The following is a 20535-nucleotide window of genomic DNA, read 5'->3' as shown; positions in this document are numbered from 1 at the left end:
TATTTAAAATCAATTTGTTATGTTGGTTGGCATGAATGATGCTATATGTTCCAGTGAAGTACTAGTCTATTTTAGACTATCGAGTCCAAGCCATCCCCCCCTGGCGGAAGACTCACAATCCAACGCCGGGCTTTTGCCCGGCGTTTTCATTTCTGTGTCCTTCACAATCCATCATTAGTACTTCATTTATTGCAGTCTCGATAGCTGCACTCTGCAAAAAATACCTGCATGTTTTGTTGATCATGAGTTTTTTCAAGAGCTTGGTAAGTTTAGACTGGATTTTACATATGTAAAATTATTTAAATAATCATCATGTTAAGGATTGCTGCCTTTCTTTATCAATCACGCTGATGAAGTGGAATGGCATTTGCCCTCTTAGACATATCTTGTTTAAGGGAATGAATCGATGCCAACTCCTCAATTTTCTCGGGGCCTATCACGGACAAAGCGCACATGGTCGTTGAGTGTCGTATTGGCCATGGTGGCCATGATGCTCTGGTTGATATTGCGCATGGTGCTGTGGCTAGATTTAGGCAAGGTCGGCCCAGGATGGGGGGATGCTTTTCATGTGCTGGCCTTGGGGGCTTGGTTTGATACTTGGACACTGACATATCTCCTAGCACCGTTATTGTTACTGAGTGGCGTGCTACCTAATCGTCTCAGAATCAGTCGTGCTGCAACAGTGTTCAGGTGGTGGCTATTAGGGGCGGTGACGGCCTTGCTGATGTTTGGTGTGGTGGCTGAGTTCATTTTCTGGCAGGAATTCACCACGCGCTTTAATTTTATCGCGGTGGATTATCTGGTCTACACCCATGAAGTGCTAGGTAATATTTGGGAGTCGTATCCTGTTCCTGCCATTTTGGCGGCCATCGCCATGGTGGCAACAGGTTTGACCTGGGGCTTAGGACGCATATTGACCATCAAGGCCAGCCCACATGGCTGGCGTACCCGTATTGCTTTGGTCGCTACCGCGATTGCGTTGCCTATGGCGGCAACACAGTTTGCCAACCTTGATCAGGCCGAGAGTCGTAACCATTACGCACAAGAGTTGGCGAGCAATGGTGTGTTTGCATTGGCTGCGGCGATGCGCCGTAATGAGCTTGACTATGATCGCTTTTATGCCACGTTGCCAGAGCAGCAGGCCTCGCAAGTGTTGGCGTCAGTGGGGCTGCACGTGGGGGATGGCCAGGGTGCGATGCACTTGGCTAGTCTCGATGCATCTACGATACGTTCAGTGGGTGGCCTGCCAGCCAATTTCAAGCGTAGGCCGAAGAATATTGTGCTGGTGACCGTGGAGAGTTTATCGGCTGATTATCTTGCCAGTTTCGGTGGTCAAGCTGGCTTGACACCTGCTTTGGATAAATTGGCTACTGAAGGGCTGAAATTTACCCACCTTTATGCCAGTGGTACGCGCACGGTAAGGGGCCTGGAAGCGCTCTCGCTCGGTACGCCGCCTATTCCGGGGCAGGCGGTAATCCATCGCCCGAATAATGAGCACTTGGTTACCCTGGGAGAGCAACTGCAAAGCCATGATATGGCTAGTTACTTTATCTACGGCGGCTATGGTGTGTTCGACAATATGAATTATTACTTCCGGAATAATGATTATCGGGTAGTTGATCGCACCGATTTTCCTGCCAATACTATTGCAGCAGAAAACATTTGGGGCGTTGCGGATGAAAGTCTGTTTGCCAATACCTTGACCACGCTGGATGCAGCCTATGCGCAAGGCAAGCCTTTTATGGCACAGGTGATGACGACCAGCAACCATCGCCCTTATACCTTCCCTGATGGTCGTGTACAGGCGGAGCAGGGGACGCGTAGCGGTGCTGTGGCTTATACCGATTATGCGATCGGTCATTTCATTGAGCAGGCGCGTAGCAAGCCCTGGTTTAAGGACACCCTGTTCGTGATTGTGGCGGATCATTGCGCCTCGGTTGCGGGGAAAACCAGTCTGCCTGTTGCTCGTTACCATATTCCCTTGATTTTTTATGCGCCCGACTTGTTGGTCGCGGGTAGTTATGACCGTATGGCCAGCCAGATTGATATTGCGCCGACCCTGATGCAGGTACTTGGCTTGCCCCAGCAAGGGTTTTTCGGTGAGTCGATGTTTGCGGAAAATTTAAGCGAGCCACGAGCGTTCATCAGCAATTATCAGGATTTGGGTTATTACAAGCGTGACCAGTTGATCGTATTGTCGCCCAAAGGCAAGGTGACAGCATTTAGCATTAATCCAACAGATTTTGAGGCGACGCCGATTGCGGTAGATGAGGGGCTAAGGCAGGAAGCCATTGCCTATTACCAGAGTGCGTCACATGCATTCCAGCGCGGTGCCCTCAAGTATGTGCTACCTGGGCGCTTGCTGGCAGAAGGGGTCCGTCATGCGCATGGCTAACAGTATTGTGCCTTTACGGCCTATTTTGGCTACACTATTCCTGGCAGCGCTGGCAATGTTGGCATTGGAACATTTCACTCATATTGATGTGTGGCTGGAGGATTGGTTTTTTGATGCAGCCTTGCATGACTTCCCTTGGCGCAACAGCTGGTTTGCCACGGATTTTGCCCATGGCAGCCTGAAAAATTTCATTATCAACAGTGGGACCATCTTGCTGGTGGTAATGCTGATCGACAAAATCTGGCGCATTCGCCGTATGCCGGATTTCTGGCGCTATCGCCTGCAGATTGTCGCTTGGGCTTCTATCCTAGTGCCAGCCGTGATTCGTGGCATCAAGCGTACATCGGCCCTGAATTGCCCGTGGGATATAGACCGTTATGGCGGTCATGTGCCATACCTCAAGATGTTTGATCATGTGCCTGCAGGGTGGGTACCTGGCCATTGCTTCCCAGCTGGGCATGCCAGCACTGGGTTGTGGCTGGCATCACTTTGTGTGTTTTGGCTGCCTCATCACCCACGCCGGGCGTTGGGCGTGTTTTTTGCTGGGTTGTCGGTGGGTCTTGCCATGGGCTGGATTCAGCAAATGCGGGGTGCACATTTCCTGAGCCATACTTTATGGTCGGGCTGGTTAGCCAGTGTAACGCTGCTACTGCTGGTCTTGGCTTATCAGCGTCAGTTGCGATTGCACGCACAAATGCCAGCTTGCACCTGGCTAACACGCTTGAGAAGCTTGACCAGCGTTAATAGGCGCCCATCTTGATGAGAGACTTATTGGTTGCGCAAAGGCTTCAGCAGATCAGCAAGGCCATTGTGGTCGAGCTCTTGCATCAAGGCTAGCAACTTGCCCAATTCACCGGGAGGAAAGCCCTCTCGTGCAAACCAATTGAGGTAGTTGCCGGGTAGGTCGGCAATCAAGCGGCCTTTGTATTTGCCGAATGGCATGGTGCGGGTGACCAGTAGCTCAAGGTCGTGCTGATTCATGCCTTAATCCTTTATCAGGCTGGCGAGTATTGCAAAGGCCTCGGGGATGCTGGCTGCGCCTAGTTTGGATGTGCAGCAAACACCCTCTAGCAGGGCATGCTGACGGATGAGCGTCAGTATTTCACTTAACGTAGCTTGACCATTGACGGTCAAATGCTTATCCGGACTTGGTATGAGTATCTGGCCTGTGGCATCTATCAACCTTGTTGATGTGGTAGGCATAGGCCAGGTGGCGAAAGCTGCGGCGTCATTCAGCAAGGCTAATTCAGCATCACCAAGATGCTGGATCAATGCTGGCCAATGAATAGTTGAGGTTGTCATGTATATGGGGTGGTTGGTCTTTGCGCAATAGGGCGTTACCATAACGCCTTTTCCCTGGCGTTGTCAGGATCATTTTAACGCCTCTGGCCCAAGCAGGAAGAGGCAAGACCGAAAGCAGCTAGCATGAGCAAGATTGTCATTGAAAACAAGCCATCCTCCACCCGCCTGGAAACCTTAGGAGTCACCAAGTGGCCTACCTGGTCCAAGGAAGTGTCGACATTTCCCTGGGTGTTCCCTGAGCAGGAAATTGCTTATATCCTCGAAGGTGAAGTCGTGATCACGCCGAATGATGGCAGCGCTTCCGTCACTTTCCGCAAGGGCGATCTGGTGACTTTCCCCGCTGGATTGCGCTGCACCTGGGAAGTCAAGCAGCCACTGCACAAGCATTATCAACTGGATGGCAACTTGGTTGGTCGCATCTATCGTCGCATCAAGCTTTTTTTCACCAAGTAAGCCAGTATAGAAACAGTATCAATTCCTTTACGATCCAGCCTAGTGATAGTGTCACTGACTGGATCGCTTCACAAATTGCGTTAGTGCCTGATATGCAAGGCGTATCGCTTCGGATCAAACCCACAGCCTAGTCCCATGGTGATGACGAAGATGAGCGCTAAGCCAAGCCAGACCATGCTGAAATCATGCAATGCATCGCGCAGCATGCCTGCCAGTATTGGTGACGCTCCCGCAATCAAATAGCCTACCCCTTGCACGTTCGCGGTCAATATCCCGGCAGATTGCGCGTCTTCCAGGTGATCCATGCAGGCGATTAAGCTCAAGGGAAATAATGCTCCTACACCACATCCTGCCAGAATCACCCCTGCCCACGCCATCTGTGCTCCGGCATTTAGGCAGAGCATACCTGCAATCGCCAGTAGCAGTGCCAGTATGATCCAGGGACGCCTGTCTGGAGACTTGGCGGCAAGTTGCGATAGCAGTAAGCCAGAGATGACTTCAGTGGCGCTGAGTAGTGATAACGCCAACCCTGCTGTCGTGGCATCATAGCCAAGATCAATGAAGTGCGGCGGTAGCCAGGCTAGCATGCAAGTGAAGCCTGACGTTCCCAAGCCAAAAAAGCCAGCCAGTCGCCAGAAACGCCCGGGCTTCAATGTGACCTTGGCATTTGCGGCGGCAGTATGTGGCATGGCAGGTACCAACCATAGCAACAGCAATAGGGTAGGGAGTGCCAACAAGCCCCAGCCTCCCAATGCCCAGGCGATATTACTCACATGCAGTATCTGCGGGGCGAGTGCGGCTGATATGGCTGCCCCGGCCATGATGGCCGAGACATACATCCCCATCAAGGATGCTGTTTGTGCTGGCCATTGGCGTTTGATGACGATAGGCAGAAATGCTTGTACCAAGGCAATGCCTAGGCCTGCAATGATGGAGGATAAAATCATGCTGGCTGGGTTTTGATTGAACAGGCGACTCAATGTGCTGATGCCCAGTATGATCAAGGCCAGGGCGAGCAAACGTCGCAAGTCAGCTCGGCTTAGTAGCCATTGGCTGCTAAGTGCTCCCAGCCCCATCATGACGATGGGTAGGCCATTGAGCAGGGAAATCCAGCTATAACTTAGGTGCCAGCTTTGCAGCAGGTATTCAGTCAGTGGGCCGATAGAAGCCATCACCGGGCGTAAGTTGAGCCCTAATAATACTAGCAAGAGGATGACGGGGAGCTTGTGCATTATTGTTCCCCTTCGAGGCTGAGCAATAGCTGGCGCAAGCCATGATTGATCGCGGTTTTATCCGCTTGTTCAAGCGGGTTGAATGTACTGGCCAGCTTGGCCAGGTAAAGCTCTAGCAAAGGTTCAAATAGCATGCGCCCCTCGGGAGTCAGCTTGACTTCCATACTGCGTTTATCAGCCGGATTTGCCCGGCGTTGAACCAAGCCTTTGTTTTCGAGGCAGTCCAGGCGGTTGGTCATGGCACCTGAGGTGATAAGCAGGCGCTGATATAGCTCGGTGGGAGAAAGTGTGCCGCCATTGCGGCTTAACGTGGCAAGCACATCAAACTCTCCTTGGTTCAGGCCTGCATCCTGAATAACTGGCATGATGTGTTTGACGAGAAGCGTGACGCTGCGAAGCAAGCGTGTGGCCAGTTCCATGTCAGCATAGTTCCTGCTTGGTGCAATATGCTTCCAATCGTTAATCAGGTCGTCAATATGGTCTTGGGGTTGGTTGGATGTGGGCATAATATCTTAATGTAAAGATAAGTTATCTTAATGTTAAGATAAATGCATCAGCCAAGCAAGCTGTCTATTTCTATCAGTATTGTCCTACATCAGCTTCAGTCCTTGCTGACTGCGAATAGCATCAGATTTGTGGATGATGTCGCTACCTATAAATAACAGCAAAAATGGAAAGCGACATGGAGTTGTTCAAGGTGTGTGTGGCATTTGATGATGCCGATGACATCTATCTTAGCGATGCATTCGAGCATCAGGATGATATTTGCCTGGCATTGCGCTGGATTCATGAACCCGCTCATGACAGCAAGCGTCCGGAGCGCGTGTTAAGAGTCCCCAAAGCGCAACTGCAGTCAACCGATGACTCTCTACATTACGAATACTTACTGCCACGTGCATTGCCAGGGCAGTTACGTACGGCGCGGCATAGTGCGGAAATCCCGCATGGTTATGCATTGGAGCTCAGCCCTAATTACACCTTTACCCTGCAATAGGCGAAGAGTTACTGGTGATGGATAAGGGGAATGAGCAACGTACGCATAGCCCGCCATCCTCGCAGTTACTTAGCACGATATTGCCTTGATGATGCTCAATTGCTCGTTTCGCAATGGCCAGCCCTAGTCCATAGCCGATATGGCCTGGCTTATCCGTGCCTTGTACGCGGTAAAAAGGTTGAAACACGGATTGCGTCTCTGTATCCGGCAGGCCAGGCCCATGATCTCGTACTTCTACTGTCAGGGCTTGATGATCCTGGCGGATGGAAACTTCTATAGATTCGCCAGCCTGATTGTATTTGAGCGCGTTGCGAATGATGTTCTCGAAAGCGCGGCGTAGCAATTCATAATGTCCATGCAGGATGACTTCATGCGATGCTTTGAACTGGATATTGCTACCCATCGCTTGTGCCTCAAAATTGGCATCCTGCACAATGGTGGCTAATAAGTCATTGAGGCTCAGTTTTTCACTGCTTTCGCTACTGATACCAGATTCCAGGCGCGACAGCGTCAGCATCTGGCCTAATAGCTCGTCCAGTCTCTCGGTTTCACGCTCAATGCGACTCAAGGCAGATGCCAGTTTTTCTGGCTGTTGTTGTGCTAGGCCCACTGCCAGCCGCATGCGGGCCACTGGCGAGCGTAGCTCATGCGATACATCGTGTAATAGCAGACGTTGTGCGTCCAGCAGGGTTTGCAGTCGCGTCGCCATATAGTCGAAGTCTGCTCCCAACTCGATCAGCTCATCGTTCCGATTCCCCAGTTCCGGGCTGACCCGTACGCTTAAGTCACCCTCGGCAAGCCTGCGACTGGCCTTGCGTAGCAACTTGATCGGTCGACTGAGGTAAAGAGCGAAACCTGCACTAAATAGCAGGCTGGCAAGTAGGGCGATGAATATTTGCAGTTGTAAGTTGTAGCGAGGTGGCCCCGCTGATTCAGCGCTGGTGGCTGGAATAAACAAGATGTATTCATGATGGTTGCTGGCTTTGACGCGACGCACACTGGGAATGGGGGGAGTCTGATCCAGCGCAAGGATGGCTTGTTGCAATGCTTCGGGTGGCACGCTACGCCCAAGGATGTCCTGATGCTCCTGGTTGATGACCAGGACCGTGGGGGAGCGATGCCCAGGCCAGCTCTCAAACAAGGCTTTGGCACCAGCCTCACCACCATATTGCAGGGCATTGGCGGCAATGCCGACGACGAAATCTGCCCTGCGGTCTCGCAAGAAACCTTCTTCACCTGATAGCGTTTTTTCATTGAGGTAGATGACGCCGCCTACGCCTGCCAGCGTGACCAGCAGTGTCAGTGAAAAACCAAGGAATATTTTCCAGAATAACTTGCCCATACAGATGCCTCGCTAGTATTAGCTCGCGATGAATTGATAGCCCACGCCACGTACGGTCTGGATTGGGGAGCGACCATCTTCCAGTAGGCCTAGCTTTTGGCGCAAATTGCTCACATGTACATCTACGCTGCGGTCATAACGCGTTTCTGCTCGCCCTAATGCCTGGGTGAATAAGTCGGCTTTGCTGACAACGCGTCCGGCATTTCGTGCCAGCACTTCCAGTAGTGCATATTCGCTGGTGGTGATGTCTAGCGGTTCGCCTTTCCATTCAATGATGCGTTCCGAGGGGTAGATGGCGATCTTGCCGACGCGTGTGATGTTCGGCGTGTTTTGGCTGTGCATGGCCTCATCCCTGACGACGACGCGACGCTGTATCGCACGTAGCCTGGCGACCAATTCACGTGGATTGAATGGTTTTGAGAGGTAGTCATCCGCGCCCAATTCCAAGCCAACAATACGGTCTATCTCATCCCCTTTGGCTGTCAGCATAATCACCGGGATCTGGCTGCTGGTACGGATGAGGCGCAAGGTGTCAAAGCCATTGAAGCGCGGCATCATGACGTCTAGCACCACAAGATCATATTCGCCAGAAAGGGCCAGGCGGGCACCTTCTTCCCCATCATGGGCAATGGTCAAGGTGAAATCCTCCGCACCCAAATATTCTTCCATCATCTGGCAGAGTTCGACGTCATCATCGATGAGCAAGATACGTAGCACTGTTTTCACCTTTCACTTCTTTCATATTGCACATGGCATTCTGCCGTAGGCATGGCTTGGAGAATCAGCATCTTACAAAGTTTTACGCACAATTACACCGATTTGACCTAAGGCAACAAACATTTAGCCAGGTGCTGGATCATAGTATGCAGACAAGTTTATTTGTTATGTGACGATTATTTTTAACAAGCAAAAGGAGTATTGATCATGATCAAGCTACGCAAGTTGCTGGTTCCATCTTTTATCTTGGCCTCTTCGGTATTGGCGATGGGTATGGTAGCCGTGCATGCCGAGTCGGGATCGGGCGACAGCAAGTGTGATAAGGGCAAGCAGCATGGAGCATTTGGCCAGCATCATGGCTTTTCCGAAGGACACTTGCTGGAACATAAACTCAGCAAGCTGAATCTTACTGACCAACAGCAAGCTGAGGTCAGTAAGATTGTCGACCAGCAGAAGCCATTGCTGGCAGAAAAGCGCCAGGTCTTGCATGCATCCTTTAAAGCCCTCACTTCGGCTTCGACCAGTGAACAATATGATCAACAGAAAATACAAGCTTTAGCTGGAGAGCAGGCCAAGCTGCAGGCAGATTTGCTGGTGTTACGTAGTAATACCTTGCATGAGGTCTATCAAGTGCTGACGCCCGAGCAGAAGCAGAAATGGAGCGAGTTTCAATCTAAGGTACGCCCCAAGCATGATGAGAAAGCTTGAGGTTTGAGTGCAGTATCTCTGACGCATTTTTGATCACATAAAATTAGAATGCCCGGTGTTGCCGGGCATTCTAATTTCAGTGTCATGCACCTTAATGCATGTGCTCCTTGATGGCGCTTAGCACCAGGGGGCTGAGTCCGGTGTCGGGATGCTCGCCGATATATCGCACAATTTGCTGACGCATCTGCGGAGCCCAGAAGCGTTGCAAATGGCTGGCAATATCTTTCTTTGCTTGCTCAGGGTCAGGGTAGGATCGAAAGAAATCACCGATCTGGTTAGCCATTTTTACCAAGTGTTCTACGTTCATGCTCATACCAGCTCCTTGTGTAACAAACGCTCTGTCACGCTATACACCACATGCTGTTCTTTGCGTGCAAACCCTACCAGGGTAAGCCCACAACCTTGGGCCATTCTGATGGCCAGCCCGGTTGGTGCAGAGATAGCGACCAACATGGGGATATCCGCGCTGGCTGCTTTTTGCACCATTTCATAGCTGGCCCGGCTGGAGGTCAATACGAAACCGTCATGCGGCAATGCTTGCTCGGCAAGTGCGCCTATCAGTTTGTCCAGGGCATTGTGGCGTCCGACGTCTTCTCGTACCAGCAAAACCCGGCCTTCCCGGTCTGCCCAGGCCGTAGCATGAGTGGCACCAGTGCGACCCTGCAATGCTTGCTGCTCCTGCAATTCCCGTTGGGCACGGTAAATGGCTTCGGCATCAAATGTGATCTCAGTCGCTTGTATTTTCCTGGGTACCCGAATCGCCTGGTCCAGGCTTTCGGAACCACACAAGCCGCAGCCAGTACGTCCAGCCATGCTGCGCCTGCGCTCCTTGAGATGAACAAAGCGCTCTGTCGAAATTTCCATCTGCAACTCTATGCCGTTGACGCGCTCGACGATGTCAACGCCATACAAGTCCTGTGGGCTGGACAATATACCTTCGCAGAGCGAAAAACCCAGTGCAAAGTCGGCGAGATCATCCGGGGTTGCCAGCATCACGGCATGCGAGATGCCGTTGTAGATCATGGCAATCGGCACTTCCTCTGCAACTTGGTCTTGCCGCTCCTGCAGCTCACCATGCTCGTACTTGAGCACGGTGACGCAGCTATCGGTTGCTTCGGCTTCAATCAAAAACTCTGGTACTTTCATCCTTATTCCACACGGGCTGTATCCCGTTGTTGGACCAGGGCAATCTGGTCGCTGCTGAATTCCTGGTAGTTGCGCTGCCATTCTGACAGTTGCGATACACGGGTGACCTGTACCGCAGTTACCTTGAATTCAGGACAGTTGGTTGCCCAGTCTGAGTTATCGGTAGTGATGACATTGGCACCAGATTCGGGGTGGTGGAATGTGGTGTAAATCACGCCAGGTTGTACGCGCTCGGTAATCTTGGCACGTAGCACAGTATTCCCGGCCCGGCTGGTCACACCTACCCAGTCGCCATCCTTGATGCCGCGATCTTCGGCGTCCTGTGGATGAATTTCCACCACATCCTCGGGGTGCCAGGCGACATTGTCGGTGCGGCGTGTCTGGGCGCCAACATTGTAGTGCGACAGTATACGCCCGGTGGTGAGGATGAGAGGGTACTTGTTGTTGACCTTTTCAGAAGTAGGCACATATTCCGTGATCATGAAGCGCCCCTTGCCGCGGACAAACTCATCCACATGCATGATAGGGGTGCCATCAGGATGATCTTCGTTGCATGGCCACTGAATGCTGCCCATCTCCTCCAGTTTCTTGAAGCTGACACCATGGAAGGTAGGCGTGAGCCTGGCAATTTCATCCATGATCTCAGACGCATGCTGGTAAGGCATGGGATAGCCCAGCGCCTCGGAAAGCATGGCGGTAATCTGCCAATCTTCGTATCCATTTTTCGGTGTCATCACGCGGCGTACGGGCGAGATACGGCGCTCGGCATTGGTGAAGGTGCCGCTCTTTTCCAGGAAGGAGCAGCCAGGCAGGAACACGTGGGCGTACATCGCGGTTTCGTTGAGGAATAAATCCTGCACGATAACGCACTCCATGGAGGACAGGGCATGAGTGACATGCTGGGTATTGGGGTCGGATTGGGCAATATCCTCACCTTCGCAATACAGCGCCTTGAAGCTGCCATCAATCGCGAAGTCCAGCATGTTGGGAATGCGCAAGCCCGGCTCGTTATCAAGTGGCCGGCCCCAGGCTGCCTCAAACAATGCACGGGTGGTATCATCCGAGACGTGGCGGTAGCCAGGAAACTCATGTGGGAAGGAGCCCATGTCGCAAGAGCCCTGCACATTGTTCTGGCCGCGTAGTGGATTTACTCCTACGCCTTCGCGCCCAATGTTACCCGTGGCCATGGCTAGGTTGGCGATGCCCATGACCATGGTCGAGCCTTGGCTGTGCTCGGTAACGCCCAAGCCATAGTAGATCGCGGCATTGCCACCAGTGGCAAATAAGCGTGCAGCAGCGCGTATATCGGCAGCAGAAACGCCAGTTGCCTCTTGCAAGGCCTCCGGCGAGTTTTCCGGTTGGGCGACGAACTCGCTCCAGTATTGGTATGAGTCCCACTCGCAACGCTCACGGACAAATGCTTCGTCGACCAGGCCTTCGGTCACGACTACATGGGCCATGGCTGTGATCAGCGCCACGTTGGTACCGGGCCGTAGTTTCAGGTGGTAATCAGCCTTGACGTGGGGGCTTGATACCAGATCAATGGCGCGAGGGTCTGCAATAATGAGCTTAGCGCCTTGACGTAATCTCCGCTTCATTTGCGAGCCGAATACCGGGTGGCCATCGGTTGGGTTGGCACCAATCACCATGATGACATCGGATTTCATAATGGAGTCAAACGTCTGTGTGCCAGCGGATTCACCCAAGGTTTGCTTCAATCCATAGCCGGTCGGGGAGTGGCAGACGCGGGCGCAGGTATCGACATTGTTGTTGCCAAAGGCTGCCCGCACTAGTTTCTGTACTAGGTAAGTTTCCTCATTGGTACAACGGGACGAGGTGATCGCACCGATGGAGTTGCGCCCATGCTTGCCCTGAATGCGCTTGAGTTCGCTGGCAGCGTAGCTGATTGCTTCTTCCCAAGAGACTTCTTGCCATGGGTCGCTGATATGTTTGCGTATCATCGGCGTGGTGATGCGGTCGCGATGGGTGGCATAGCCCCAGGCAAAACGGCCCTTGACGCAGGAGTGGCCATGATTGGCACCACCGTTCTTGTCCGGCACCATGCGCACGACTTGCTCTCCCTTCATTTCGGCACGGAAAGAACAGCCGACGCCGCAATAGGCGCAAGTGGTGACCACACTATGCTCAGGCTGCCCATGCTCAACCACGGTCTTTTCTATCAGTGTCGCGGTAGGGCAGGCGGCAACGCAAGCACCGCAGGAAACGCATTCGGAATCCAGGAAGTTATCAAAATTGCCAGCCGCCACCTTGGAGTCAAAGCCGCGGCCTTGAATAGTCAGTGCAAATGTGCCCTGGGTTTCTTCACACGCACGCACGCAACGCGAGCACACAATGCACTTGGAAGCGTCAAACTGGAAGTAGGGGTTGCTGATGTCCTTGGGGGCGGCCAGGTGATTCTCACCTTCATAGCCATACCGTACTTCACGTAGGCCGACTGCTCCTGCCATGTCTTGCAGTTCGCAGTCGCCATTGGCAGAACAGGTCAGGCAATCCAGGGGATGGTCAGAGATATAGAGCTCCATGACGCCGCGACGGATGTCGGCTAGCTTGGCGGTTTGGGTGTGTACTTTGAGACCTTCATCCACCGGGGTCGTACATGAGGCAGGGTAGCCGCGCCTGCCCTCAATTTCCACCAGGCATAACCGACAGGAGCCAAAAGGCTCCAAGCTGTCGGTAGCGCAGAGTTTGGGAATGCTGACTCCTGCCTCCATGGCGGCACGCATGATCGATGTGCCTTTGGCGACGGTAATCTGTTTTCCGTCAATTTCCAGCGTGACTTGCTGCTCAGTTGTCCGGCTCGCTGGTGTGCCGTAATCCGCTTGCTTGTCCATCACTTTCTCCTCTAAAACTTCTTTGACAGGCTCCGGGTTTTTATTGGGGATGCCTGCCGCTATTCACTGCACTAACTCATGCCGCACGTTCCTTCTTGCTGATGCCAAAATCCTCGGGGAAATGGTTAAGCGCACTTAATACCGGATAAGGCGTCATGCCCCCTAACGCGCACAGCGAGCCATTCAACATGGTGTCGCTGAGATCGCGTACCAGGGCGATCTGCCTGGCGTGATCGGTGCCTGCGATGATCTTGTCCATGACCTCAACGCCGCGTGTGGAGCCGATGCGGCACGGCGTACATTTGCCGCAAGATTCAATCGCGCAGAATTCCAGTGCATAGCGCGCCATGTGGGCCATATCCACCGTGTCGTCAAAGGCGACGATGCCGCCGTGACCAAGCACTGCCCAGAGCTTGCTGAATGCTTCGTAATCGAGAGGTGTGTCGAATTGCGACTCAGGCAGGTAAGCGCCCAATGGCCCACCCACCTGTACCGCCTTGATTGGCCTGCCCGAGGCAGAGCCGCCGCCGTAATCGTAGAGTAACTCGCGCAGCGTCACGCCAAAGGCTTTCTCTACCAGCCCGCCGTGTTTGATATTGCCAGCGAGCTGGATGGGCAAGGTGCCGCGTGAGCGGCCCATGCCGTAATCGCGATAATAGGTGCTGCCTTTATCAAGAATGATGGGGATGCTGGCAAGCGAGATCACGTTATTGATCACGGTTGGCTTGCCAAATAGGCCCTCAATCGCGGGCAATGGTGGCTTGAAGCGAACCAGGCCGCGCTTGCCTTCCAGGCTTTCCAGGAGCGCAGTTTCTTCACCGCACACGTAAGCGCCGGCAGCTCTGCGTACTTCTAGGTAAAAATCGTATTCGCTACCGAGAATGCCGCGTCCGAGATAGCCCGATTCATAAGCGCTCTTGATGGCAAGGTTGAGCGCGGCGATAGAGTGGGGATACTCAGAGCGTACATAAATATAACCCTGGGTTGCACCGACAGCGATCCCGGCAATGGTCATGCCTTCGATCAGTACAAATGGGTCGCCCTCCATGATCATGCGGTCAGAAAAGGTGCCGGAGTCGCCTTCGTCGGCATTACAGACAATATATTTTTGCTCGGCTTGGGCATCCAGCACCGTTTTCCACTTGATGCCGGTCGGGAATGCAGCACCGCCGCGTCCACGCAGGCCGGAATCCGTGACTTGTTGTACGATGTCTTGCGGTGCCATGGTGATTGCATTGCGCAGGCCTTGATAGCCCTCATGGGCGATGTAGTCAGGTAGCGACACCGGGTCAGTAATGCCGACGCGGGCAAAAGTCAGGCGCTCTTGCTGTTTCATCCATGGCAGTTCTTCTGTCAGGCCTAAGCTGAGAGGGTGATTGCCACCATCAAGAAAATTGGCATCAAACAATGCACTGACTTGATCTTGCGTGACTGGCCCGTAAGCCATGCGTCCTTGCGGTGTGACAACTTCAACCAATGGTTCCAGCCAGAACATGCCGCGTGAACCATTGCGTACAATGTGTAATGGTATGTGGCGGGCCTCGGCTTCCTTGGCAATGGCGGCAGCAACTAGATTAGCGCCTAGAGAGAGTGCGCTGGAATCGCGCGGGATATAAACTGTTTTCATGATGCCCTCCTGGCGTTGGCGAGCAATTGCTCGACTTGCTGAGGACTGACGCGACCATAAATTTCATCGTCAAGCATGATGGCGGGGGAGCAGGCACAGTTGCCAAGGCAGTAGACAGGTTCTAGGGTGATGCTGCCATCGCTGGTGGTCTCGTGATAATCAATGCCCAGCGTGGACTTGACGTGAGATTCCAGTGCATTGCAACCCATGGCTTGGCAAGATTCAGCACGGCATACCTGCAATACATGCTTGCCTGGAGGGTGTGTGCGGAAATGGTGATAAAAGGACACCACCCCGTGGACTTCTGCAACAGAAAGATTCAGTGCCTTGGCGATATTGCCGTAGCACTCCTCTGGGATATAGCCTAAATCGTCTTGAATCGCATGCAACAAAGGCAGCAACGCACCAGCCATGTGTTGATGTGATTCGATGTGCGATTTAATGCGTGCCATCTGGTCATGCATTACTTTCTCCTCGAATCCATATTCACTACGGACTACGTTATTGTTATTGCTTCTACTGCTTATAGTACGAACTATATACCGAATTGTACACAGTAGGGCAGCAAAAAACCTGATATGGAAAATGGCTATTCCTAGCTTTATATAACGGATTTCCCACCGTCAATAAAATATCCAAAGGCGGCTGTACCCATTGTGGCTATACCTGTATGTCTGTGCCTATAAGACAGTTGGATGTGATGATAGTTTGGGGAATAAAAAAGCCCTGTTGTGTAGAACAGGGCTTAGGAAGATATAACTGTATGGCCTAAAGGTCGAAAATCTTACCTGGGTTCATGATGCCATTGGGGTCGAATACTTTCTTGAGTTCTCGCATGTAGCCGATTTCAATTGGGTCACGGGTGTAGGCAAGGTAATCTTTCTTGGTCATGCCAACGCCGTGTTCTGCTGAAATGGACCCGTTGTATTTCTGTACGGTTTCAAAGACAAATTGGTTGACGACCTTGCACTTCTCGAAGAACTCATCCTTGCTTAGGTTCGCAGGCTTAAGGATGTTTAGGTGCAGATTGCCATCGCCAATATGACCAAACCAGCAGACTTCAAAGTCTGGGTAATTGGCGCTGACCACGGCATCAATATCTGCAATGAATGCAGGCACGTGGGTGATTAGCACCGAGATGTCGTTCTTGTAGGGTGTGAACGGCGCGATGGTTTCAGAGATGCCTTCGCGCAAATGCCATAATGCCTGGGCCTGCGCTTGCGACTGGCTCATGACGCCATCGAGGATCCAGCCTTGTTCCATGCAGTGCTCGAAGATGCTCATGGCATCATCCACCACCGCTTCAAAACGGCCTTCAAATTCCAGTAGTACATAGAGTGGTGACTCTGTATCAAATGGGCGTGCCGCGTGACCATGGGCCAAGACTTTTTCCAGGGCCACCTGGTTGAAAAATTCGAATGCCGTGAGGTCGATGCGTTGCTGAAAGGCATGCAGGATGGGCATGACGGCAGCAAAATCTGGCACGCTCAACACCAAGACTTTCAAGTCTTGTGGTGCGCGTGTGAGCTTGATCTCAGCTTCGGTGACGATACCCAATGTACCTTCTGAGCCAATAAAGAGTTGGTGCAATGCATAGCCCGTAGCGTTTTTGATCATGCCCTTGTTTAGGTGTAGTACATCGCCCTTGCCGGTGACCACCGTGAGGCCTAATACCCACTCACGTGTCATGCCGTAGTGAATGACCTTGATGCCACCGGCATTGGTGCCAATGTTTCCACCCATCTGGCTGGAGCCAGCTGCGGCAAAATCCACGGGGTAATAAAGCCCTTGCTGCTCGGCGTATTGTTGCAACTGCTCGGTCACTACTCCAGCTTGTATCTTGACGAGGCGATCAGCAGGCAGGAAATCCAGCACCTTGTTCATGCGATCCAGGCTGATGACAATTTCACCATTGGTAGCCACGGCACCAGCAGAAAGCCCGGTGCGACCACCACTCGGGGTGACCGGGATATTGTATTTGTTAGCAAGCTTGACGATGGCCTGTACTTCGTCGGTGCTGCCAGGAAACACGATGACGGAAGGCTTAGGCTCGAAATGCTTGGTCCAGTCTACACCCCAGGTCTTGAGGCTGTCTTCATCTGTTTTGACGCGTTGTTCGCCCACGATGGCGTGCAGTTGTTGCAGCAGTGCTGGTGGAAGGCTGGCTGGAGCATTCATTCAATGTGACCCTGGAAATAGCAGTGAAAAATTTATTGCAAGATTGTCAACGATCGGGCGATCTGGTGAGTTATTCTAGCAGCTTTTACAATTGATATTGATTCCCGATCTCAGTTTTATCTTTGCTGGTTTGATCATGAGGCAGTTCAGGCTGTATCCCTTGCTTCATCAGGGTTTAATAAGTCTGCTGCTATGCTAGGATGACTGATTTTTGGCCTTTTCTCGGAGCTGTAATGACCCAACAATTATCCCTGCCAAAAGACAAGATCCGCTTTCTGTTGCTTGAAGGTGTGCACCAGAATGCGGTTGAAGTGTTGAATGCCGCAGGCTATCACAACATTGATTATCGCAAGACTGCACTGGATGAAGATGTCCTGATCGAGGCGATCAAGGATGTGCACTTTATCGGCATCCGCTCCCGCACCCAGATCACCACCAAGGTGCTGGATGCTGCCAATAAGCTGACCGCCATCGGCTGCTTCTGCATCGGTACCAACCAGGTTGATCTGGATGGTGCGCTGGAGCGAGGCATCCCGGTATTCAATGCACCTTATTCCAATACCCGCTCTGTGGCTGAGTTGGTGCTGGCCCAGACTATACTGCTGTTGCGCGGCATTCCCGAGAAGAATGCCTTGGTGCACAAGGGCGGCTGGACAAAATCGGCAGAGGGTTCATTTGAAGCACGTGGCAAGACCCTGGGCATTGTGGGTTACGGTTCTATCGGTTCGCAATTGTCCGTATTGGCGGAAAGCCTGGGCATGAAGGTGATCTACTTCGACGTGATTGCCAAGCTGCCATTGGGCAATGCGCGCCAGGTTGGTTCCATGGAAGAGTTGCTGTCGCAGGCGGATGTGGTGTCGTTGCACGTGCCTGAGTTGCCTTCCACCATGAACATGATGCGTGCGGAACAGTTCGCCCAGATGAAAAAGGGTGGCATTTTTATCAATGCGGCGCGCGGTACCTGCGTAGATATTGACGCCTTGGCAAATGCCATTGATTCCAAGCACCTTGCTGGTGCGGCCATTGACGTGTTCCCGGTTGAGCCTAAGGCGAACGATGAAGAGTTCCTTTCACCGTTGCGCACTTTCGAGAATGTCATTTTGACGCCTCACATTGGTGGCTCTACCCAGGAGGCGCAAGCCAATATCGGCATTGAGGTTGGCGAGAAGTTCGTGCGTTATTCCGATGCGGGTTCTACCGTGACAGCGGTGAATTTCCCCGAAGTTGCCATTCCGCAACAGCCTGGTACGCATCGCTTATTGCATATCCATCGCAATGTCCCGGGCGTATTGTCTGCGGTGAACAGCTTGTTTGCGCGTAATAACATCAATATTGCCGCGCAAAGCATGATGACCAAGGGCGATATCGGCTACATGATCATGGATGTAGAAGCCTCAGCCTCCAACGCTGCCATTGAGGCCTTGCAGACCGTGGAAGGTACTTTGCGTACACGCGTGCTGTACTAGGCTTTAAGCACTACTTTGCTTTAAGAACAGTTTGCAACAGCGCTTTATTTGATGCCCCTTCATTCTGGTTGCCAGAATGAAGGGGGCAGTGTTAAACAAGACACCTGTATCTTATTTCTTCCTCGGATCATCCTTGGGGTTGGAATAGCTAATATCCCAAGGCCCTGTGGCAATCAGTTCGACGATGGTTTCCTCTTTTTCGGTCCATACGTAATGCGCATGGCCGGCGGGCAACACAAAGCTTTCTCCTACCTTCAGCGTTTCACCCTTGTTCTTATCCAGGACTTCGCCCATACCATTGCCAAGTTTGCCCTTGAGCACGGTGATGACTTCGGTATAAGGGTGGGTATGTGCCGGGATAGGGTAGTTGGGGGGGAATTTCAGCCAGGCGATAAATACCCCTGGCTTGGATGGATCGCCGAGAATGAGGGCACTCTTGGCACCTTTAGGCAGAAGGGATTCGTCTTTCCAAGTGATGTTGGCCGCTTTGTAAGACTGCATCTTGTCTGCCGTCATACGCTCAATCTGATCCCCTGCTTGTGCGCTCAAGGTTGTCAGAGCAAGACACAGGGTGATGAATATGGATTTCATTGCTACTCTCCTCTATTTGATGAATGCACGCTTTACAGGTGCTAAACAGTTTTTACAAGAACGAATGAAGCTGGACATAATGCAATGAGTCTTGAGCCCTCCTTTTGTTATTGAGCTGACTTGATCAGCGTTTGCACCAAGCTGTGCGCGTGCTGAATGGATGGATTGCCTTGTTGCTGGCGTCCCGTGATTGAGGTGCCTTCTATAACCAAGGCCAACTGCAGGGCTAGTACTTCTGCTTGCTTGATGCCAGCACGTGTTGCCAAGCTGGCAATCTGCTCGCGTAATTGCCTGGAGAATTCTTTTGCAGTTTGGTTGACCGGGTTATCGTGCTGTGGAAATTCAACTTCGGCATTCAATGAGGCAAACCCCTTGAAATCCTGATCGGCAATGACATCCAGCAGTTGCTGCACCAAAGACTCTAGCTCAGCCAGTGCATTTTCCTGTTGCGATGATGCAGCAAGTTTCTTCCAGAGCTTGGCATCCTGTTCGCGCAGATACTCGATGATCAGCAACTCCTTGGATTTGAAATATTTGTAGAGCGTGACCTTGGCGACCTGTGCCTGGGCGGCAATATTGTCTACGCTGGTGGAGTTGAAACCCTGGCGCGAGAAAAGATCGCCTGCGGCTTCGAGAATGTAATCGCGCATTCTAGATGACATATAAATCCTTATATCCTTGAGATAAATCGTTGCTTGATCTGGGCCTTGGGGTAGCACTCCCAGGCACGTTGTTGTTCATACCAGGCCAGGAAATTGGCTAGCTTTTGGTTATCGATATTAGGGTTGCCGGATAACCTGGAATGCGCTACCTCTAGATAGACCGGTATCTGTTCCTTGGGCATGCTAAAGAAATTGGGGGTAGGACAGGTGCCAGCTTCCATGCTTTTGCGCAGCGCAAACGCCTTGAGCAACAAGTCCGGCGCTATGCTTGTGGTGACGAGCTCGTCGCCAGCATCCTGCTGAGCATAGTGGTTAGCAGGGGGCAGAGGATGAGGCCAGAAATGCATGGCCAATATCACGGTGGCCAGGCCTGCTGCGGCATAACCACTAGTGCGTATGGCTTGATTCAGTCTTGCCATCCGGGGAGGTTTCGCTTGTGTGATGACTGCGCTGGCAGCACTTTGCGCGGCTTGTAGTGCCCCCATTCCGGGATTGCGTAACTCCTCTGCGATAGCACCTTGCAGCAGGATCATCATCTGGCTCACGACCACTGAAGGATGCCGTAGCTTGGCCATGGTGGCTAATGAGAGCAGGTGGGCAGTGAGTGTTGGGCAGGCATGCAATAGATCCGGGTTGTTGGCGTGCGCTTGATAGACAGCTGTGCGCACGCCAGGGGCCTGTAGCCAGGTTTCCAGCAAGTTGTACAAGGCGAGCATCTTGGCACTAGGTTGAGTGCCAGCTTGCTCTATCATGCGAATCAGCCAGGCACTATTGAGAAATTCGATCATGTGGCGTTTCCAGTGTGAATTGCAATGTTCAGGGTGTTATATCTATGCAGTTTATTTTGCTGTCTGCAATGCGTATCTTTGG

General features: G+C 52.3%; 21 protein-coding genes. 6 read left to right on the top strand and 15 right to left on the bottom strand.

Annotated elements, in window-relative coordinates:
* The first annotated feature begins 460 nt into the window (after nt 1–460).
* Nucleotides 461–2395 carry an LTA synthase family protein gene (locus tag LG202_RS07895; protein WP_459724606.1) on the top strand — a complete coding sequence of 645 codons (1935 nt, stop codon included), beginning with the start codon at nt 461–463 and terminating at the stop codon, nt 2393–2395.
* Nucleotides 2382–3155: a phosphatase PAP2 family protein gene (locus LG202_RS07890; protein ID WP_230347840.1), complete on the top strand. Its 774-nt coding sequence runs from the start codon at nt 2382–2384 to the stop codon at nt 3153–3155. Before LG202_RS07895 ends, LG202_RS07890 begins: the two co-directional genes overlap by 14 nt.
* A gap of 8 nt (nt 3156–3163) precedes the next feature.
* Here LG202_RS07890 and LG202_RS07885 read toward each other — a convergent pair whose 3' ends face one another.
* Together LG202_RS07885 and LG202_RS07880 are read right to left on the bottom strand one after the other, a co-directional pair.
* Nucleotides 3164–3376, bottom strand: coding sequence for a DUF3820 family protein (locus LG202_RS07885; protein WP_230347839.1), 213 nt, complete (start codon nt 3374–3376; stop codon nt 3164–3166).
* Between the two features lie 3 nt (nt 3377–3379).
* On the bottom strand, nt 3380–3697 hold the full coding sequence (locus tag LG202_RS07880; RefSeq protein WP_230347838.1) for a DUF4144 domain-containing protein: 318 nt from the start codon (nt 3695–3697) through the stop codon (nt 3380–3382).
* 123 nt (nt 3698–3820) lie between these two features.
* On the opposite strand from LG202_RS07880, the gene LG202_RS07875 reads away from it, so the two are divergent.
* The gene (locus tag LG202_RS07875; RefSeq protein ID WP_230347837.1) at nt 3821–4150 is read left to right on the top strand and encodes a cupin domain-containing protein; all 330 of its coding nucleotides are present in this window, start codon (nt 3821–3823) and stop codon (nt 4148–4150) included.
* An 80-nt stretch (nt 4151–4230) separates the two neighbouring features.
* Here the strand turns inward: LG202_RS07875 and LG202_RS07870 are convergent, their stop codons facing one another.
* Both LG202_RS07870 and LG202_RS07865 read right to left on the bottom strand, forming a co-directional pair.
* Nucleotides 4231–5382: an MFS transporter gene (locus LG202_RS07870; RefSeq protein ID WP_230347836.1), complete on the bottom strand. Its 1152-nt coding sequence runs from the start codon at nt 5380–5382 to the stop codon at nt 4231–4233.
* Nucleotides 5382–5801, bottom strand: a complete 420-nt coding sequence (locus LG202_RS07865; protein ID WP_230347835.1) for a MarR family transcriptional regulator — start codon at nt 5799–5801, stop codon at nt 5382–5384. Before LG202_RS07865 ends, LG202_RS07870 begins: the two co-directional genes overlap by 1 nt.
* A 263-nt stretch (nt 5802–6064) precedes the next feature.
* Between LG202_RS07865 and LG202_RS07860 the strand changes: the two genes are divergently transcribed.
* On the top strand, nt 6065–6376 hold the full coding sequence (locus LG202_RS07860) for a hypothetical protein (RefSeq protein ID WP_230347834.1): 312 nt from the start codon (nt 6065–6067) through the stop codon (nt 6374–6376).
* On the opposite strand, the gene LG202_RS07855 is transcribed toward LG202_RS07860, so the two are convergent.
* On the bottom strand, nt 6363–7718 hold the full coding sequence (locus LG202_RS07855; protein WP_230347833.1) for an ATP-binding protein: 1356 nt from the start codon (nt 7716–7718) through the stop codon (nt 6363–6365). The genes LG202_RS07860 and LG202_RS07855 overlap by 14 nt on opposite strands.
* 18 nt (nt 7719–7736) lie before the next feature.
* Entirely contained in the window at nt 7737–8435 is a 699-nt protein-coding gene (locus LG202_RS07850) for a response regulator transcription factor (RefSeq protein ID WP_230348076.1), read from the bottom strand.
* 207 nt (nt 8436–8642) lie between these two features.
* On the opposite strand from LG202_RS07850, the gene LG202_RS07845 reads away from it, so the two are divergent.
* Complete coding sequence (locus LG202_RS07845) at nt 8643–9143, top strand: Spy/CpxP family protein refolding chaperone (RefSeq protein ID WP_230347832.1); 501 nt, start codon at nt 8643–8645, stop codon at nt 9141–9143.
* Between the two features lie 91 nt (nt 9144–9234).
* On the opposite strand, the gene LG202_RS07840 is transcribed toward LG202_RS07845, so the two are convergent.
* The 6 genes from LG202_RS07840 to LG202_RS07815 form a co-directional block, all read right to left on the bottom strand.
* A complete protein-coding gene (locus LG202_RS07840) occupies nt 9235–9450 on the bottom strand; it encodes a formate dehydrogenase subunit delta (protein ID WP_230348075.1) in 216 nt (71 codons plus the stop codon).
* A 2-nt stretch (nt 9451–9452) separates the two neighbouring features.
* A complete protein-coding gene (fdhD, locus tag LG202_RS07835) occupies nt 9453–10289 on the bottom strand; it encodes a formate dehydrogenase accessory sulfurtransferase FdhD (RefSeq protein ID WP_230347831.1) in 837 nt (278 codons plus the stop codon).
* A gap of 2 nt (nt 10290–10291) precedes the next feature.
* A complete protein-coding gene (gene fdhF / locus LG202_RS07830; protein WP_230347830.1) occupies nt 10292–13141 on the bottom strand; it encodes a formate dehydrogenase subunit alpha in 2850 nt (949 codons plus the stop codon).
* Between the two features lie 76 nt (nt 13142–13217).
* A complete protein-coding gene (locus LG202_RS07825; RefSeq protein ID WP_230347829.1) occupies nt 13218–14768 on the bottom strand; it encodes a formate dehydrogenase beta subunit in 1551 nt (516 codons plus the stop codon).
* Nucleotides 14765–15232: a formate dehydrogenase subunit gamma gene (locus LG202_RS07820; protein ID WP_230347828.1), complete on the bottom strand. Its 468-nt coding sequence runs from the start codon at nt 15230–15232 to the stop codon at nt 14765–14767. The genes LG202_RS07825 and LG202_RS07820 overlap by 4 nt, the downstream gene beginning before the upstream one ends.
* Before the next feature lie 304 nt (nt 15233–15536).
* Entirely contained in the window at nt 15537–16946 is a 1410-nt protein-coding gene (locus LG202_RS07815; RefSeq protein WP_230347827.1) for an FAD-binding oxidoreductase, read from the bottom strand.
* A gap of 233 nt (nt 16947–17179) precedes the next feature.
* Here LG202_RS07815 and serA point away from each other — a divergent pair, with 233 nt between their 5' ends.
* Complete coding sequence (gene serA / locus LG202_RS07810) at nt 17180–18412, top strand: phosphoglycerate dehydrogenase (protein ID WP_230347826.1); 1233 nt, start codon at nt 17180–17182, stop codon at nt 18410–18412.
* Between the two features lie 111 nt (nt 18413–18523).
* Here serA and LG202_RS07805 read toward each other — a convergent pair whose 3' ends face one another.
* From LG202_RS07805 to LG202_RS07795, 3 genes are all read right to left on the bottom strand, one after another.
* Nucleotides 18524–19003, bottom strand: a complete 480-nt coding sequence (locus LG202_RS07805) for a cupin domain-containing protein (protein WP_230347825.1) — start codon at nt 19001–19003, stop codon at nt 18524–18526.
* A gap of 107 nt (nt 19004–19110) precedes the next feature.
* Nucleotides 19111–19665 (bottom strand): TetR/AcrR family transcriptional regulator, encoded by a 555-nt coding sequence (locus LG202_RS07800; RefSeq protein WP_230347824.1) that lies wholly within the window; start codon nt 19663–19665, stop codon nt 19111–19113.
* Nucleotides 19666–19673: 8 nt separating this feature from the next.
* On the bottom strand, nt 19674–20453 hold the full coding sequence (locus tag LG202_RS07795) for a hypothetical protein (protein ID WP_230347823.1): 780 nt from the start codon (nt 20451–20453) through the stop codon (nt 19674–19676).
* Nucleotides 20454–20535: the final 82 nt, after the last annotated feature.

The organism is Methylobacillus methanolivorans (assembly GCF_054588515.1).
This window is presented reverse-complemented; position numbering and strand designations above follow the sequence as displayed.